The sequence below is a fragment of the Acinetobacter endophylla genome (genome assembly GCF_053543775.1).
On the sequence record NZ_JBLVOM010000001.1, the window covers coordinates 1 to 18,136 of the forward strand.

12 protein-coding genes are annotated in these 18,136 nt (G+C 36.0%); 3 read left to right on the forward strand and 9 right to left on the reverse strand.

What is annotated here, in order from left to right; genetic code table 11:
• The 3 genes from ACNPNW_RS00005 to ACNPNW_RS00015 all read right to left on the reverse strand — a co-directional run.
• Nucleotides 1–200 (reverse strand): transposase-like zinc-binding domain-containing protein (locus ACNPNW_RS00005; protein ID WP_448766370.1); only part of this gene is annotated, 200 nt, incomplete at its 3' end.
• A complete protein-coding gene (locus ACNPNW_RS00010; RefSeq protein WP_448766371.1) occupies nucleotides 191–382 on the reverse strand; it encodes a hypothetical protein in 192 nt (63 codons plus the stop codon). The genes ACNPNW_RS00005 and ACNPNW_RS00010, both read right to left, overlap by 10 nt.
• Before the next feature lie 5 nt (nucleotides 383–387).
• A complete protein-coding gene (locus tag ACNPNW_RS00015) occupies nucleotides 388–810 on the reverse strand; it encodes a hypothetical protein (protein ID WP_005005760.1) in 423 nt (140 codons plus the stop codon).
• Between the two features lie 164 nt (nucleotides 811–974).
• Between ACNPNW_RS00015 and ACNPNW_RS00020 the strand changes: the two genes are divergently transcribed.
• Complete coding sequence (locus ACNPNW_RS00020; protein WP_005005764.1) at nucleotides 975–1,628, forward strand: hypothetical protein; 654 nt, start codon at nucleotides 975–977, stop codon at nucleotides 1,626–1,628.
• A 65-nt stretch (nucleotides 1,629–1,693) separates the two neighbouring features.
• Here the strand turns inward: ACNPNW_RS00020 and ACNPNW_RS00025 are convergent, their stop codons facing one another.
• The 6 genes from ACNPNW_RS00025 to ACNPNW_RS00050 all read right to left on the reverse strand — a co-directional run bounded on the left by ACNPNW_RS00025 (nucleotide 1,694) and on the right by ACNPNW_RS00050 (nucleotide 8,028).
• Nucleotides 1,694–2,206 (reverse strand): hypothetical protein, encoded by a 513-nt coding sequence (locus ACNPNW_RS00025; RefSeq protein ID WP_005005767.1) that lies wholly within the window; start codon nucleotides 2,204–2,206, stop codon nucleotides 1,694–1,696.
• Between the two features lie 7 nt (nucleotides 2,207–2,213).
• Complete coding sequence (locus ACNPNW_RS00030; RefSeq protein ID WP_005005771.1) at nucleotides 2,214–3,344, reverse strand: hypothetical protein; 1,131 nt, start codon at nucleotides 3,342–3,344, stop codon at nucleotides 2,214–2,216.
• Nucleotides 3,345–4,029: 685 nt separating this feature from the next.
• Nucleotides 4,030–4,875 (reverse strand): hypothetical protein, encoded by an 846-nt coding sequence (locus ACNPNW_RS00035; RefSeq protein ID WP_024160863.1) that lies wholly within the window; start codon nucleotides 4,873–4,875, stop codon nucleotides 4,030–4,032.
• A 123-nt stretch (nucleotides 4,876–4,998) separates the two neighbouring features.
• Entirely contained in the window at nucleotides 4,999–5,601 is a 603-nt protein-coding gene (locus tag ACNPNW_RS00040) for a hypothetical protein (protein ID WP_005005776.1), read from the reverse strand.
• Nucleotides 5,594–7,384, reverse strand: a complete 1,791-nt coding sequence (locus ACNPNW_RS00045) for a hypothetical protein (RefSeq protein ID WP_005005779.1) — start codon at nucleotides 7,382–7,384, stop codon at nucleotides 5,594–5,596. Before ACNPNW_RS00045 ends, ACNPNW_RS00040 begins: the two co-directional genes overlap by 8 nt.
• A 167-nt stretch (nucleotides 7,385–7,551) precedes the next feature.
• Nucleotides 7,552–8,028, reverse strand: a complete 477-nt coding sequence (locus ACNPNW_RS00050; RefSeq protein ID WP_005005780.1) for a hypothetical protein — start codon at nucleotides 8,026–8,028, stop codon at nucleotides 7,552–7,554.
• A 1,608-nt stretch (nucleotides 8,029–9,636) separates the two neighbouring features.
• Between ACNPNW_RS00050 and ACNPNW_RS00055 the strand changes: the two genes are divergently transcribed.
• Nucleotides 9,637–11,271, forward strand: coding sequence for a hypothetical protein (locus tag ACNPNW_RS00055; RefSeq protein WP_005005782.1), 1,635 nt, complete (start codon nucleotides 9,637–9,639; stop codon nucleotides 11,269–11,271).
• Between the two features lie 31 nt (nucleotides 11,272–11,302).
• Nucleotides 11,303–17,929, forward strand: a complete 6,627-nt coding sequence (locus ACNPNW_RS00060; protein ID WP_098733068.1) for a strawberry notch C-terminal domain-containing protein — start codon at nucleotides 11,303–11,305, stop codon at nucleotides 17,927–17,929.
• Nucleotides 17,930–18,136 lie beyond the last annotated feature (207 nt).

The following is an 18,136-nucleotide window of genomic DNA, read 5'->3' on the forward strand; positions in this document are numbered from 1 at the left end:
CCGCTGCCTCTGACCATTAACTGTAATATTTTACGAGTAATGCCAGAATTACATCCTAGATAGCTCAGAGCATGGTCACCAATAAACTGACGTTTGCAGTCTTTGCATTGGTAGTTTTGTTTCCCATCTACTTTGATGCCATTTTTCTTTATACTGTCACTGAGGCAGGTTGGACATTTGATTTCTAGAGTTATTTGCATTTCTCTATTTTATCAAAATTCAACCTGCTTTTTTTTAGCATACTTTTTGATACACCACCAACTTGTTTATTAAAGTATGTGACCAAAACAGGTGCGCTATCTGGCACATACGCTTTGATACGTTCAAATTTACTTAAAGCTTCTGGAGAAGCATGACCACTAAGGGCTAATTTCACTAACATATAATTCACTCGACATCTAATTCATTTTTTAAAACCAATTTGTATTTTGGATGAACCCCAAGTCTAAGTTGAAGTAATGTCCACGCTTGCTTTGTTATTAACTTTTCGCCACTTTCAAACTTTGACCACTGTATATTGTTGTACAATCCTGTGTGACTAGACATTTTGGTTTTACTTAAACCACTCCAGACTCTTAGTTGTTTTCCTAAGACTGGTATTGGAACCAGCATTAAACCATTGTCCTCTTGTTCCTTTAAAATCTTTAAAGCTGCCTTTTTACCTACTAATTGACCGCCATCTTCACAAATATAAGTAATACGAGCTGTATATTGTTCAGAGTTTAAGCACTCTTCTAACAATGCTAGAACTTCATCCTGAGGATTCGTTAAACCCCCTCCAACCGTATCGCCTGTATCAGTTTTAATCACGAGTTATACCTTTTAAGATAGATATTCTTATAGTATATACGAAAAACATTTAAAAGATTTTTTTAAAAAAACAAAATGTTCATTTTTTGTATTTTAGCTAAAACCACTTATAATATGATTATTGGTATTAACCAAAGTTTAAAACATATTGAAAGGTGTTTAAAATGACTAACTCTAAAACTAACGCTAAAACCAAAGAGAACCGCTTAAACCAAAATGGCAGTTTAAGCAAAACCGACCAACGCAAGCTTAAACCTATTTCTTTTTGCTTATTAGATACAGAACAAGTGACAATGCTGGAGAAAATTGAAAAGTTTCAATATGGCAATTTCTTTAAAAACATTATAGCTTCTATGACTGATGAAGAAGTTGAACAGATCGCGAATAGCAACAAGAAAAGCGATCCAATCATTCCTCAAAAATTACTAGATCTAAACATCACAAAAGGTTTCTTATCTTGTCGTTCAATTGCAAAGGTGCTTTTTAAACACAATAAAGTTGAATCTATGCTGCATGAGCTACGTAACTTTATCTCTGACGAATTCATTTTAAAGTTAGCTGAAGACCGCAACTTAACACTATCTATAAGCGACTCAGAAGTCGATTCTAATACCTCTTCAGGTATGTTTGATGATCGCTATGCGATGGCTGATACTGGCTATAAGAGCCGTACAACACCTGTTTTCAATCAGCAAAATATTGAATCTATAAAATCCATTGTTCGTGAACATGAGAAGCTTCCAAAACATGTCGAATTAGACAATGATTTCATTGAACAGTTTATGAATGACAATCCTGAAGTATTCGCAAAATTATAAAAACACAAACAAAAAAAACCATCTAATTTTTAGATGGTTTTTTTATGTCTTAATTATTTCTAGAATCAGCTATAAAGCTTCGCTGGCTCGTCTGCAACTGGTATCACTGGCTGTACTTCTTGCATAAGAATTTTAGTCACTTCATCCAGTGGTGCAATGTTGGAAGGTAAAAACTCTATTGCTTCAGGAAATTGTGATTTAAGGTAAGCATCTATGGCTTTGTGAATAGCTCGGTACCATTCTCGCGATTCGCTCTCTAAATTAAACATGCTTGAAATTGAAGCTTCTAGATCCGCAATATATTTACTTGGTAGTAAAGCTTTACGCTCCATATAAGCTTGATGTGCCATAGCAAGCCAGATAAAGCGATTTAATTCCTTACTACTTCCCTCTACGCTATTATCTTTAAAGTTCAACGTTCTAAATTTGCAAATGTGAAAATGTTGCTCACTAAAATATTTAAAGAAATCTTCATACTCAATTACAGAAATGGATTTTTGTAGCACCAATGGTATATCTAATGCGAGATCCACTTCGACTTTACGTGTACCAATGCCATTTTTAATAACAAATTTCATATTCACCTCAAAATAAATTAAATTGTTTAAAGGTGTCTTTATCATTAAAAGTAACCAGGTGATGCGATTCAATTAACGATTTAAGGTCCTTAGCCTGAGCAACTGGCTGTATTTCAATGCTGGCGATTTGTGCAGCTTCATGAATTAACCCTATGATTTGAGCACGGCTTTCTAAATATGCAGATAGATCGCGAGTTTCTTTGAATGAAGAAATGACAAAGTTAATATTCTTTTCTAAATTCTCACTCAAACTGCTTAGTGTTTGGTTAATTGGTGCATACTTTTCTATATGCTCTAAGACTGTTGCATGATCTAGAAAAAAACTAACTTCCAGCAATAATGAATTGTAAAAATCAATAAAGTTCGTTTCTTTTTCAAAGATGAAAATTTCTTGGCCATCTTCGTCATTAGGTATCTCAATTGAACCTTTTGAGATCTCAAAACTTTCATCCCCCAACAATGTATGCAGAATTCGGCCTAAGTGTTCTGCATGTGGTTTGCTGTTAGTAAAGTTGATTTTCAAGTTTTCATTTGAATCAGCAATACGGACTAAAATATAGTTTGTTGTGTGAAATAATTCATCTGCATTGTCAGTAAAATTTAACATTGAAATCTGATTATCTGTTCCAGCATCAGAATCAAGTTGCTTATCCAAAAATTCATGGTTATCAATAAAAAGCTTAGCTACACCGTTTGTAATAATGCTTTCGTATTCACCAAAGTTTTGTGCAAGGTATTCGCTCATTAAATTTGGCAGAACTTCTAATAAACTTTTTTTAAGATCCGATAATTCAATAGCAGAATTGAATAACGAATCTGGCACAAGGTTCTCTACCTCTTCATCAAGTGCTTCATCGTTTGGTGACAACCCTTTTTGCTGTGCAATTGCATTACGGAAGGAAGCCATAATTGAGATTGTCAAAATTGAAAGTGTTACCGTTTTAACCCATTCACTTTTCACATCGTTAGGCACGTAAAAAGCGCAATTACTAACCCACTGGTGGTTATGATTAAGAATCCGCTTTAAAGGGGTTTTAGTGGCTGGAAAAATTTCAAAGACAGTATTTAAGATTGGGTTTTTACCCAATTTGATGCTTTTATTATTACCGTAAAAATAGATGCTGCGAATATCAGACATAATATACTTTCTTAAACTTAACGTTGGTTACATATTATCACTGATTTAGTTTTAAAAAATATTTTTTAAAACTATTAATTTTATTTTTTTGTGTTTTAATTCTGCCCTTGTTCACTGCTTTTAAAACCCAAAAAAACAGGTAACTTTTGCTTAGGCTACGGTGGGAACTTGGTATTACAGTGTTATTTGGTAGCTAAAAAATTAAACATTGATAAACTATTGATAGTAAAAGAGATAAGGAATAGATAGATTTCTTTGCGTGTAGGGATATACTTTTCATCAAACATTTTGTTTATCGCATACAGAAGTGAAGAAAAACATAAAATGAATATGATGATTTGCAATATATATGATGGAGTATTGAGGGTTTCTGGTAGATATTTAATCTTGTATATCGTTGTATTTAAAAACATTTCAAACACAAAGAATACAACTACAAAGATGTAGCAAATATTGAAAATGGCAACTAAGTTGTATGCCGATTTGAGTACCAGGCCTGTCATCGATTGTTCACTTGAATCAATCTCACCCGTTTTTGGAATTTTAAAAAGCACAACGCATTCCAGTTTTAAGAGTGTATCTATTATACTTTTAGAATACCTTTTATCAACTATAAAACTTTGTTATTAAAATAAAAAAATGGCCTTTTAAGACCATTTTAAAACACCCTACCCTCCTTTTAAGACTAGCCGTTGTGCTTATCTTTAGAATCACGGTAAGTAGAGATATGGTAGAAGAAAAAGCACGATAAAAGTGAGAAAAGCACCACCCCGAACGTGTTCCAAAATCTGCTATTTGATAGTTCAGAAATACGTTTATTGATTTCTGAGATAACACATGGATTCGCTTTTGCAACTTCAACATTTACATTGCAGACTTCAGCATATTGGAATAGGAATGTTTTATGGCCAATATCATACATTTCTTGGATCTGGTTAATATTGGTCGTATTCAGAAGAACCATAACAAGAGAGATCAGTGCTACAAATATAGAGATAACAAGAAAGCACTTCACAATGATTTCACGAGCCACATCATCAACACCACTTAAATATCTTTCGAGCAATATATTTAGCTTAGTTCGACCATCAAGGATAATGTTATAGTCATGTTTTACTTCATTATTTCCTGTATGGTTTTGATTTGTTGGTTCAACAGGAATGTCAGATAATTCGGCTGGTAAAGTGACTGCAATTACATCTTTTTGTTCTTCAGGTGCTAAACTTTTATTGCTGCTGTTTGATACAAAATCTTTTAATAAGGGTACTGGCTCACTTTTAAGGTGTTCTGTTTTTACAACCTCGTGAGCCGACTCATTTGCATCGAATAAGATCTTGTCTGTTCTTTCTGGATGCTTGAGATGTATATATTGATAAATAAAATAATTGATCTTTTGCTGTAAGACCGGGCTTTTATCAACTTCACTTTCCACATCTGCACCAAAAGTCTCAGTTATAGATGATTTTAATTCTTGTACTTCGGATTGATTCAGCAATTGATATAGTTCATATATTGTTTTAGAACTGATCATGATAAAACCCACATTAATATTCATTAAACTGTTAGTAGTATATAGAATGTGGTTTTAAAATAAATAGGTATGTTTTAAGAATAAAAAACCGCCTTTTAAGGACGGTTTTAAAAGGGGGTTTAATTAGTATAAACAGTTGCCGTTTGCACCAATAGAGCGTCCATTCTGGCTTAAATACCGTTGTACGGTGTTAGCAACATCTCTTGGGAGTTGATTATTCACTTTTTGTATAACATCGACTTTGTATTTATTCTGACAACTCACAATACCAGCCAACATGTTATTGATCAGTGATGTATTGTCTTTACCATCCAATTTACGTGTTTCTTCGTTTATCACTATGAATTGAACAATATTTAGATAGTTATTCGTGAGGTTGTCACCACTTTTTGATGACTTGTTTAGATTCTCAATGGTCGAATTCAAGTTATTCATTCGTGCTTCAAGGCCAGAATCACCAGTGACATTTGCATTATTGTTTTGGTAACGCGTAGCTGTGGTGTTCCGATTAGAATTATATTGTCTTTGCTGTATCGGCTGTTGCTGAACCTGAACTGGTGCTTGCTGTTGAATTTGACCAGGTGCTTGCTGTTGTTGAGCTGGCACTTGCTGAGTTGAATCTTCATTTGAAGTTGCTTTTTTATACCAATCACTAAAATCGGCATTTGCACTACTACTCAATATAGTAGCCGTAAAAATTGCACATAAATAAAGTTTATTATTCATTGTCTGAACTCTCTTTACCGTTGTAGTTCGCTGGACTAATAGCTTTTAAACTGAACTCATTTGCAAGTTTCCACAACCGCATAAATGTCTTTTGCTTTTCTTGTACCCAATAGTCCTTATCTTTTTTTAGAAGATTCTTTAATACATCTGAGTTCAAGTGGAAATTATCATCAAAAAAATGTTCAAACAGGAGTTCTGTTAAATAGTTTTGAGTTAACGTTTTTTTATTTTCATTACCCGTACCAAAGAATATTTGGCAAAGCTTTGTGCTTTCACACACGAGATCTATGTATTTTTTCTCGTCTGCATTTCGCTGGTGGCGCAAATGAGGATGTGTAATAAAAATAGAATTACGTATGAAAGCATAATCAATAATTACAGTAGCTTCCGTTTTCTTTGAAATGTACTCAGCGTTTGTAAGAATTTCACAAGTGGTAACATCAACTTTGTCGCGAATATTAATGAATTCGCTTGAGAAAGTAGATGCACTTTTGTTTTCGATCTCAACTTTCTTATCACGATTTCTCAGATAAAGTAAATTATCTGCTTGCTTCATATCGTTTAGGAATCTTTCAAAGAAGTGATTACTTTTATATAGATCTTCTAGAGCTCGCGTAACATAAGACGCAACCAAATTAAGATTTTTAGCTAAATATGATGGTCCATTCTTAGTTGTATAAGCAGCTAAACGATCCTTAACAAGTTCTATTACTTTTTCAGGTTCACCATTATTCAATCGAATTGCTGAAGTGAAGAGCGCATTACTGATTTTAAGCTCATTGCCCTGTTCATCCTGAACCTTTGCACACATTTCATTTAATGTATTAAGCGCTTTACGATAGTTGGACTTCAACTGAATCTGAAAACGATAATTGCAAAAATTGTCACGATCTGGTGTACGCTTATTGCATGGTTCATACTTAACAGAAATAAATAATTCAATAGATGGATTGTTATTCAGTCTTTCTAATGAAACAAGAAGTCGTTTACGGTAAAAATCACTTGCTTTGTATTTAAATTCTACTGAAAACTCGGTTAATGCTTTGAAGTCAATGTAAGGAATAACCACTTCGCCACGAAACTCATTGATCTTCATCAAGTTATACATATAAAGATCAAAACGGTCCTTAAATCCAAGAACCGTTAAAGTGTCGAGAACTGTGTAGCGCCCCTTTTTATCAAAATCTAATTCAGATAGATTGGCAATCAACGTTTCTTCAAGCTGATAGCAAATAAACGCATTGTTATCTAATTCAAAATAGCCCGTACTGGCAAACATTCTTTTATGAGTTACGCTGTCTACGTCATTTCTTGAAAATGGTTCGCTGTCCATTTGGCGTAAAGAGCTCATTGGTAGCATCACTTTACCAACACTATTTAGCGTATTCCATGCCAAAGATTTGATACGGCCATTGCTAAGGTAATTAGCTTTATTTTTGAATAAAAGAATTTGACGGATGTATTCAAAATTCAGAACAAAGTTGTTCGCTAGTTGTAATGCTTCAATTTGGGATAATTCAGGTTTTTCAGCGATAACGCGCTGCAGCTGATGTGCATACTTATTTTTGGCATTCACCAACATTAAGTAAAAAATGAATTGATCAACAACTGGAATATCTAGATAACATTCGACTATGAAATTACTGATTTTGTTGCCGTAACCCAAGAGATCCATGGTTTTTGTTTCGGCATTAATAATTGAGTCTTTGATTGACTGCGATAGTCCAAAAATTTCATCTTCTGAAATTCCTTTACTTATGCAGACTTGTGAAGAATCTTGCATAACTGCTCCACTTTAGACAACGTACAACGTACATTGCCTGAGATTGAATTAAAAAATAAAAATAAAAATATATTTGCAACCCAACTAACGTTGTAGTCTTTTCGCTTTAAAGCTGTGTATATACTAACTAAATTTTAGACAATAAAAAAGCCTCGTCAGAGGCTTAATTACGCAATTAACATTATTTGTTGACCGATCTGCGGTAACTCTAGTTTAGAAGTAGTGAACCTGTATGGTAGCTTCTCATATATGCTTTTAAAACTAAGAGAATTTCTAAAAAAATCAAAGCTTTTAGTGAGTTTAAAAGTAATATCGCCACTTGATAAGATTTGAATTTCGTCAATCATAGGTGCTGCAGCTTGCTTCGCATCTGTATCAATCATAAATGATAAATCACAAGCTTCACGCATGATCTGGTTGATAGTTTTCTTATTAAAATCTAGACCTGTAACGTGGTTAACTTTTTCAGCTGATACAACGTATCTACCGTCTTCTGCAGAATAAAATGCATTTAAATTATCAACTAGAATAAGCAATTCGGCAGATAAAACACCTTTTAGCAAAATATCAGACGAGCCAGAGCTAAACACATTGAAGTCAATGAGTATTTTTTGATGTCTAAGACTAAATGATTGATATTGCATATCTCGAATTCCCATAGGCATTCTGAGTAGACATTATAGCATCAATTCGTTAATTAGACTACGATTAAAAGCATTTTTAACAGTAATTTCTTAATAAATAAGACTATGAAAAACAGTGCCTTATATGAGTAATATTCACAATTACAATGTAAGTTAACCAATGTAATACTTGATCAAATAAATATGTGCTCAAGATAGGCACCCAGCGAAACTTTTTTATAAATGGTTTGTAAACTTTCTTCCGTCCTAATGACGTAAGTTATTGTTTTATAGTGGTGCCAAAATACGAGCGAAACTTTTTTATAAATGGGTTGTAAACTTTCTTCCGTCCTAATGATGTAAGTTGTTGATTTATAGTGCTGGCAAATTTCGAGCGAAAGTTTTTTATAAATGGGTTGTAAACTTTCTTCCGTCCTAATGATGTAAGTTGTTGATTTATATTGCTGGCAAATTTCGAGCGAAAGTTTTTTATAAGTGGGTGTAAACTTTCTTCCGTCCTAATGATGTAAGTTGTTGATTTATAGTGGTGCCAAAATACGAGCGAAAGTTTTTTATAAATGGGTTGTAAACTTTCTTCCGTCCTAATAGCGTAAGTTATTGATTTTACTTTTTTGTCCAGATCCAATAGCTCAACTATCATAGATAGTATGTTTAGTATGTTTTAAGGTTAGGTTATAACTTTTTGGCTGTACCTAACTTCCAGCGAAAGTTTTTTATAAATGGGTTGTAAACTTTCTTCCGTCCTAATGACGTAAGTTATTGATTTATAGTTGTGTCAAAATACGAGCGAAAGTTTTTTATAAGTGGATGTAAACTTTCTTCCGTCCTAATGGCGTAACTCATTGATTTTCTGTTATAGTCTGAACTCAGCGAAAGTTTTTTATAAATGGGTTGTAAACTTTCTTCCGTCCTAATGGCGTAAGTTATTGATTTGTCGTAAAACAAGCTAAATAGCGATCGTTGGGTCATATATAAGGGCTATTCCTCATAAAATCTGAAAGTCTTTATTATCAAGGCTCTCAGGAAATTGGAGAAGTTATCCGCAACGTTTTGAATTTAATTTGCGCTCAAATGAATTTAATTTGCGCTGGAAGTATTTTTTATTCTATTTAATTTTATTATAAACAGCGACTTACAACACTTGCTAGTTTGCAAATTTCCAATATTGCAAAAAGCTAAAAAATGAACAATATTTTACTCATATTTTTAAATTCATTCTAATATACAAGAACTTAATTTGTGGATAGAATTTAATAGGAAAGTGGATAAAAACATCAAAAACCAGCTAAAAACGCCTTATTTTCTAAAAATTCAAATTCAATTTGCGCTCAAATGAATTTGATTTTCGCTCGTACCATTTGTGTTTTTCCGTACTAATCCTGTAATATCATGAAAAATAAGCATAAAAAATGTCCCTAATTAACTTCCCTTAATTAGAAAGATAATAAACAAAAAATTTCTTTTTAAAAATTTACTCTTAAACTTTTTAATATATTTTTTAATTTTTTATTTGCCTCCTTAGTATATACCAATGAGGTTTTGTAGTATTTTATAAATAGCTTGAGTCAATGACCAGCAATCAAAAATATAAAGCGTGGAATTTAAGAAATGAGTAAAAGTGATAATACGATTAAACGTATCGTCATGACTGTAGATCAATTTTACAAACATGATGAACAAGACGAGCTGTATGCATACGGCTTTGATATGTCTACCAATGAACCAGTTCGCATACGAATGAGTTCATCTGAAGAATTCACGAAGATCATTAATAAACTCAACAAGCATCATACTGAGAATGTTTCAGTAGATGAAGTCCACGCAAAATTTGATTCTGGACGTAACCAACGTACTTCATTAGACACACATAATCGCGGTGCTAACCGTGGTCGAATTATCTGTTTTGACAAATGTGTTGACTCACCCTACGAATCTCTTGACGGTTATAAAACTTATGTTGCTCAGTGGTGCAACGTAATGAGTAACAACCCGAATTCACAATTAATCAAAGCAGTCACTTCTATCAATGTGCATCAACAAAAAAACGGCGATTTCTTTGTTAAAGCTCAAATCATTGAAGATGCAGCACATATGCAAGTGCCCAATGTAAAAATTAATTCTCCAGCACTTCATAACGCTATTATTAAAAATAATTTACAGCTTCTTGTTAAATCTTTATCGAATAGTACTGACAACCAACCTGAGCGCATTCCATTTTCAAAAATTGTTGTGCGCTATGAGTCTGGTTCTGTATTAACTACAATCCCATTGATTCCAACCTATGACAGTGCTGATCGTGAAAGTGTTAAGCAATTCGCTAAGCCAGATCCGTTGATGCAACGTGGCGGTATTGATAAAACTAAAAAGTCTTATCGGGTTGCTAAAGATCCGATTGAAAGTATCAAAGATATTTTGAACGGCAATGACTTTCACACCGCAACTTTTGATCCAAATTTTGTACCATCCAACCAGCATGAAAAAGACCAGTTCGATAAACAGGCTCAGAACGTTTATGTTATGGACCAGGCCCGTATTGCCCTGTTTGCATTACTTGGCGATCGACAAATTAAAGTGTTCTACAATGAAGATGTAGACAAAGAAAAAAATCAAAATTTAAAACGTCTTTACGCTGGCTTGGTGAGTCAAAAATTACTGCCTGAGGTTTATCATGGCCAACAACTACAACTAGGTGCGCTTTACAAAGACACGTTCTTAAAGAAATTTTTCAACAATAAAACGCCTCACGCTGGTTTTCGCAAGGTAGATCCAGAAATAGATTTACGTACTGGTGAGGGTGTTCGTGGTGTTGGTGCACCTCCCCTAGTGAATCAATTTACCGATGACTACGGCAATCCAAAACCGCACGACTTAAATCCTCAATTTTTAAGTCAAGTTGATCGTCAGACCATGAATAAATTGACGCATGCAAAACAGCAATTTGCTGAAGCGTTTATTGTTATTCAACCACACCAACGGAACTCGAATAATTGTTTTGTCTCGTTTATCGAGCCTGTTGAACTTACTCAAACCCGTATGAATGCGTTGAACTTTTCAGAAATTACGGTAGAGCATGTACAGCAACATAAAGCTTCAATCGATAGTCCGTTATCTAAGAACTTCAACCACGATCTTTTACCTGATCCACAAGAGTTAATGATGAAAGTCAGACAGCCAGAAATGGATGTTAAGAAAAGCCAAGAAAAGGCTGCGACTTCTGATGTCTATAACGACATGACTTTTTAATCAAATTTAATAATTCTTCTTCAGGTTCGCTATGACTACTCATGATTTAAACGAAAAAATTAAATGGATCGACTTATCACAAGCTGGTGTATATCTCGATGTACGGCGTGTTGGCCAGACGGATAGCCAATTACTCTTATTGGACGTTCAAAAAAAACTATCTAAAGAAAATTTGAATAACATTGGTTTTACACCGATGAAGTTTGAGGCTTATCCTCACTTTGACGGTCACTTGTATCAATACAATTTGAATGAAACGATCAAACCAAGACTGTTTCATGAAGTTTTGGGTATTCCAAAAGAATTTATCCGTAGTGTGCTTGCGACTCGCCAAGAATTGCATGATTTGTTCAATGCCCAAGCAAAAACATTGGTGCCACAACGATTGAACGTTGCGTTGAATAGTGCAACTCCACTCGGTTATAACTCTGATGGCAACAAAATCTATGCTTCAGCTCATAACCGTTTTTACGTGAATGCCCAAGGTACGCAAATACCTGAAGGTCCTAATGATCAGCCGTCTAGTCTGTACTTACGTGCGACCAAGCAAAAAGATTTAAAAGAATGCTTAAGAGGCTATATCTATCAATTAGAACATGAAACAAAGAGCCATAATCACCAGGACTTTTTAAAGTTTTTAGCTCTAATCACGCAAGCCAAAAATGCTGACGTTGATGTATCCAAGGTAACAGATAAACAGATCCATACTGCAGAAGAAGCGCTTGAAACAGTGATGGTCGAAAAGTTAGGTGAGCTTGATTTTACTGAGAGCTCATTTAAAACGAGTTTAGCGTTATACAATCGCATGCCGACTAAGACCATGCGAAACAATACGATTCGTATGTTACAGCAATATTCGACTCCAATCCCGATGTCACTTGTGGCTCAGCGCTTATTGATTGAGGGTGATAACCGAACAAAACAAAACTTTTCCGTGCTCGAGCCAACTGTGGGTAATGGATCTTTAATCGGTTTATTAACCCAAGAGCGTAATGCTTCTGTCTATGCGGTTGAGTTAGATCCCAAACGTGCTGAACGTACAAAAGCACTGACTCAAAATTATGAATGCACGGTTGTTACTGCAGATGCTACACAAATTGATTTTGAGCAAACGTTTAAGCAAAAAGTTGACTATGTGATTGCCAACCCTCCTTTTGGTGCTATGGATAAATTAGAACGTGTTGCACCAATTTTGGTTCAACAGCGTAACGGCGTAGATCCAAACCCATTATTGGTAGATCCATCAGAAAACGTCTGGTTCAGTACGGATAAATTGGACCATGCCATTCTGGTTAAATCACTAAACGCACGAAACGATCAAGGGCGTTCAGTTTTCATTATTGGCTCAGATAAACAGATTTCAGATGGTACGGTTGAGCGTAAATCAAAGAATTTACTCAATTATCTCTATAAGCATTATGAAGTTGAGGCGGTTGTAGAAATCCACGGCAATGCATATGCACGAAACGGCGCTAATCAAAATGTTCGTATGTTGGTGGTAGGCAATCGTAAAAATGAACAAGCGTTACTACAAACTTACCAATCTTCTGTGGTACCAGATAAGTTGAAAGTCATAACGGACTATGACGAACTTTGGGGATGGGCTAATAACGTAATCTATAAACGTTTGAATCCGAATAAGGATCTATACTTCAAGCCAACTACTCCGACTCCAGTTGAGCAACAAGCACCAGTGGTTGAACCTGTTGTTGAGGTTAAGCCTGTTGAAAAAGAAAATGACGATTTGTTTGCCAGTCTAGGTGATGAACAGCCTGTTTCGCCACTTGAAGATATTGCATCAAGTGTAACGCCTACGTCTGCAGTCACTATGTTTGATGAAGTCGTGGTCGCTAAAGAAGAAGAGATTAAGCAAGAGGAAGCTGTCAAACCAAAACCGATGTTTGGTCGTAAACCTAAATCAAAACCGAATAAAGTTTCTTTTGACTTCGGAACCGTTGAAGTTAGTACGCAAACAACCAGTTCAGATGATGATGTACCTACACCAACTGAAGCTACACCAACGTTTGAAAATGAAAATGACAATGATTTCGTGCCTGAGGTAAAGAATCCGCACGAGAACCAAAATCAGGATGAAGACCTTGACGATGACGTTAATCTTCAAGTAGGTGATACCACGGCGACCAATGAGGGTGAAACACCTGAACAAACACCAGCTGAAGAACCAGCGGTAGAGCAAGTAAAACAGGAACCGGGTTTAACTGCTGAAGAGATTGCTAAGTTAAATTCTGAATTAGCGATCGGTACTGAGCAAAAAGAAGAAGAACCGACTGTTGAATCTGACCAATCAAATTTACAGCCGATTGTTCCTGTTCCTAATGCTGAAAACACAACAGAACCAACTCCGGAAAATATATACCAAGTTAAGTATATACCGATGTCCATGGCATCTGAGCCAATTGCTTTAGTGGCTAAAAACCAGATTAAAGCGATTAATCAGGCAAATGCTCAATTGACTAAACACATCCAAAATGTATTAGGTTTTGGGGGTATCAATTTCCAAGCTGAAGTCGATAATGGTAACTACCCTACTCTTGTTGATGCCTATGTCGCTAAGAAATTGCAATATGACAATTTTGATGCACTAAAGTCCGCTTTTGCATGTGAACAGGTCGATGCGGTTGCCCATATCATTTTACGTTTTGACCAAAACTTACCTGTGCTTATTGGCGACCAGACGGGTTTAGGTAAAGGTCGTATTGCAGCTGCGTGTTTACGATATAGTGCGTTAAGAGGAAAGCCCCCTGTTTTCCTTACAGATACAACGCAACTCTTGAACGACATTTGGCGTGATATTGTTGCTACAGACAGTGACAAGTTCTTTAAAGATCCGTTTATCTTTAACTCGGATGCTGTGATTAACCGCTTTGGTACTGAAGAGGTTTTATTCACTGGCCAAGATCTGCCTAAGGAAATTGAAGATATTCCAGCGCAACATGACTTGGTATTGGCAACGTATAGCCAATTTAACCGACCAAACCGTAAACGTGCGTTATTGACTCGTTTTATTAATCAAGACACTGTTTTGGTGATGGATGAAACGCACCGTGCAGCATCCTTGAAATCAGCTACAAGTCAATTTTTCTTAGATGTTATTGATCAGACCAACCTAATTAATTTCCAGTCTGCATCGGCAATTAAGAAACCTGAAAATCTTGAATTCTTCCATAAATTGTTCCCTCGATCCGTATCTCGTAATGACTTACAAAAGGTTATCGATAATGCAGATGGTCCAATTTTGGAGTTTATTTCTGAAGGTTTGGTAGACAGCTCTGCCATGATTCGTAGAGAGCAAGATCTCTCGCACATTACCATTCAAACCTTTGTGCCAACTGAAGAGGAAATTAAGAAATTTCACAATTACTCAGATGTTCTTTCTGACATCTTGACGGACATGGTGAAATTTTCTAAAGACATTCGCCTCGATGCGCTAGAAAACATTGCCAATGATGATGATGCTGTTGCCAATTTAGACTTTCATCAGGATTCAGACGATCCGAAAAACCGTTTAAGTTTGAGTGTGATGAACTTTGGATCTCGAATGTACCAGATCCAAAAGCAATTCCTATTGGCATTGAAAACTGACTCTACAAGTGATGCTGTGATTCAGGCGTTACATGAGGGTAGAAAGCCCGTGATTGGTTTGGAAAATACGGGTGAGAGTCTATTCAACATTTTGATGCAAAGTCGCATGGAAGCGATTTTAAAAGCAGATACGGCGCAAGACGTTACCGCTGATTCGCCTGAAAAAGAAAAAGCGTTTAATAACTTCAAGTCGGTATCGTCAGAAATTGAATTTCTTGAAAATGAGCTTCAAAAACTCATGATCAAAGAAAACCGTGACGCTGGCGATGAAAAAGCAGCGAAAAATATTCAAAAGGAATTGACTAAGCTTGAAGATAAGCGCGGTAGCTATCTGCAAAGTCAAATTTCTGTTTTAGATGAACTCCCACAATTCCGTGACTTGCTTGAAGTGATGTTAGATCGCATCGATGTGGTGAAAGCTGAAGATAACTACGGTAACTCGTTCGTTAAGAAGCTCAGTACGGAAGTGACATTTAATGAAAACGGCGATCCAGTGGTAAGTCCGTATAAAATCATTTTGGATCGTATCAAAGAAAAGATTCAAAAGTTCCCTGACCTACCTTTGATGCCTTTGGACGTACTACGTAACAAGGTGACAAAAGCTGGCTTCAAGATTGATGAAATCTCTGGCCGTCAGATCCACTTAACGGAAACAAGAGACGGCAAATGGAAGGTTAATAAACAAGAGAACAATACGACACAAGGTAAGATTTTGGTTCAATCAAAATTCCAATCTGGTGAAATCGATGTTGTTATTGTGACTCGCTCTGGTTGTACGGGTATTTCTCTACATGCAGCCAAAAACCCTGATCCTACAATTCCATCGGATCACTTGCGCCAACGTGAGTTGTTTTTCTTGCAAAAACCTGAGAACTCTACCGATACGATTCAGATGATCGGTCGTGTGGGTCGCCGTGGTGAAGAATCACATCCGATTATGACGACAGTAGATTCGGGTATTCCAGCAGAAACACGTATGCACTTAATGATGATGCGTAAACTGTCTACCCTATCAGCGAACGTCTCTGCCAACTCAGAAACCAAGTTTAACGAAAACGATTATCCTGACATGCTCAACTACATTGGCAACCGGGTAGCGTTGGACTATTTAAAAAATAACGTGAACTTGGCGAACACACTTGATATTGATATTTCGGATGATGAAAAAGGACCATCGTATCGCACGGCGCAAAACTATCATGTAAACCAGTTGCTATCTAAACTGATTTTGATGCCGATTAGTCAGCAAGAACAGGTTTATCAAGACTTGGTTGTTGACTATAACGATAAGATCCGTGAATTAGACTTGTTGGGTCGTAACCCTCTCAAGACCAACTTTTTAGACTGGAAAGCTAAAAAAGTCCGTGAGTTTGAAGTGAAGGACAACTTCTTTACCGTGACTTCAGAAACAGAAGCAGCCAAGATCAATACCTTTGATCTACCTGTGCGTTTTGAAGGTCTGCAATACATTGAACATGTTGAGCCATTACGTGCTGACAATCTAAAACTCATGTTCAAAGAAAGTGATGATTATCTGGTGCGTCAATTTAAACGTATCAATGAAAACATCAATGAAACGGTACACGGACTACTACACTATGCCTATAACTTTGAGGCATTGATGTACCAAAAATATGAAGGCTTTGCTAAGCAAAAGTTATTTTTCAAAAATGGGCAAATGCGTGGTGAAGTAATTCGTGATTATCGACACGAAGTATTTGATCATTTCGGTGTTGTTGAAGCCAATGTAAAACACATTGATGATATTCAATTTCGTAAACCTGATGATCACTCTGCAGATGCCTTTGAAAAAGTAGCTGAAGCGGTTTATCTGGCCAATGATCCTATTCTGACCTCTAACTTTGATCGCATGTATCGAATTGTTCAGGATCTAAAATTCTTGGCTCGTTCTATGGAAAGGAACGAAAAAGAAGGTCATTCAGCGCATGGGTTATTGTTCCTTATCTCAAAACCTAGTCTTTTTGATGATGAAGTGACGCCAGATCACAAAACAGGTGCTTTGCTACGTCTAGACCTACCGCCGTTACGTGTAGGTGCAATCACACCGAATGCGGTTAAGCTTGATTTGGTTTACCCTGGTGATAAGAAGTCGTTTAAAGTTCCACTGATCAATTACACCATGCAAAATGCCAAGCAAGACTTGGATTGGGTAGCTCCAGTGAGTGAAAAAGGACGTATTATCCTAAAACGCTTCAATCCTGAATTTTATTCTTATGCTGATGTGAATAGACGTCATGTTGAGGATCGTCAACCCTTGGTGAACTTATTTACTGAACAAAACAATTATTCCCGTTATACGCGTACCTATTTTGAGAAAGCGCCGTCTGGTGATGTCACACGACAAGCGATTACCTTAACGGGCAATATGTTCAAGGCACATAAGATTGTCAGCTCACTAGATCTACGACATTCAACCGTTATATTTACCGATGCTGATGGTATGCGTAACCGTGCGTTATTATTGCCATCAAATACACCAACTGACTTGTTTGAAAGCTCTCTTGAAAACCAAGTGACGTTTAAGCAAGTTAAAGAGATTGCGAACTTCTTTAATCAATTGCCTGTAAACATTGATTTCAACCGCAATAACTATGTGGGTACTAAGGTTAATTTCCCGTACAAGAAAGCAAGTATTGAGTTCTACTACAACGGGTCAGACTGCTTTAATGTGACGGTGAAATCTGTTGCAAAACAGTTCAATCGTTTTATGTCGAATACCAACGTATTCCATGATCCTAAAGGCGGTAAAACAGATGAATCGTTGAACATCCACTTTACTGAGCCAGGCCGTAATGAGTTTAGATTTGCGCTTGATCTCAAGGATGTTGAACGCTTTGTTGACGAGCTGGACAGTACAACCAAAATTGAAGCTGCCTTTTTGGATTTAAAATCTAAGCTTCCTGATGGTAATGATTACTTTTTAAATGAAATTAACCGTATGCTTAATCCTCCAGAAGAGCCAGCTTATAAGGCTGAGTTACCTAAGGGTAAAACCTTAGATAACGATCAAGAAATCCAGCAATTATCTTTCTAAAACCCTCCCTTAAAAGGTATATACCAGACCATACGTGAATAACAATTACGTGTGGTCTAGTTCGTATATACCATGTATCATATCCGTGACGATCACATTGACGTTTTAAAAAACAAATACAGGTATTTTATGTGCAACTCTAATCCCTTAGAGGAATCTTCTAATAACTCAGATTTAGTGGATTTTGACAGTGAATTAGACATCACA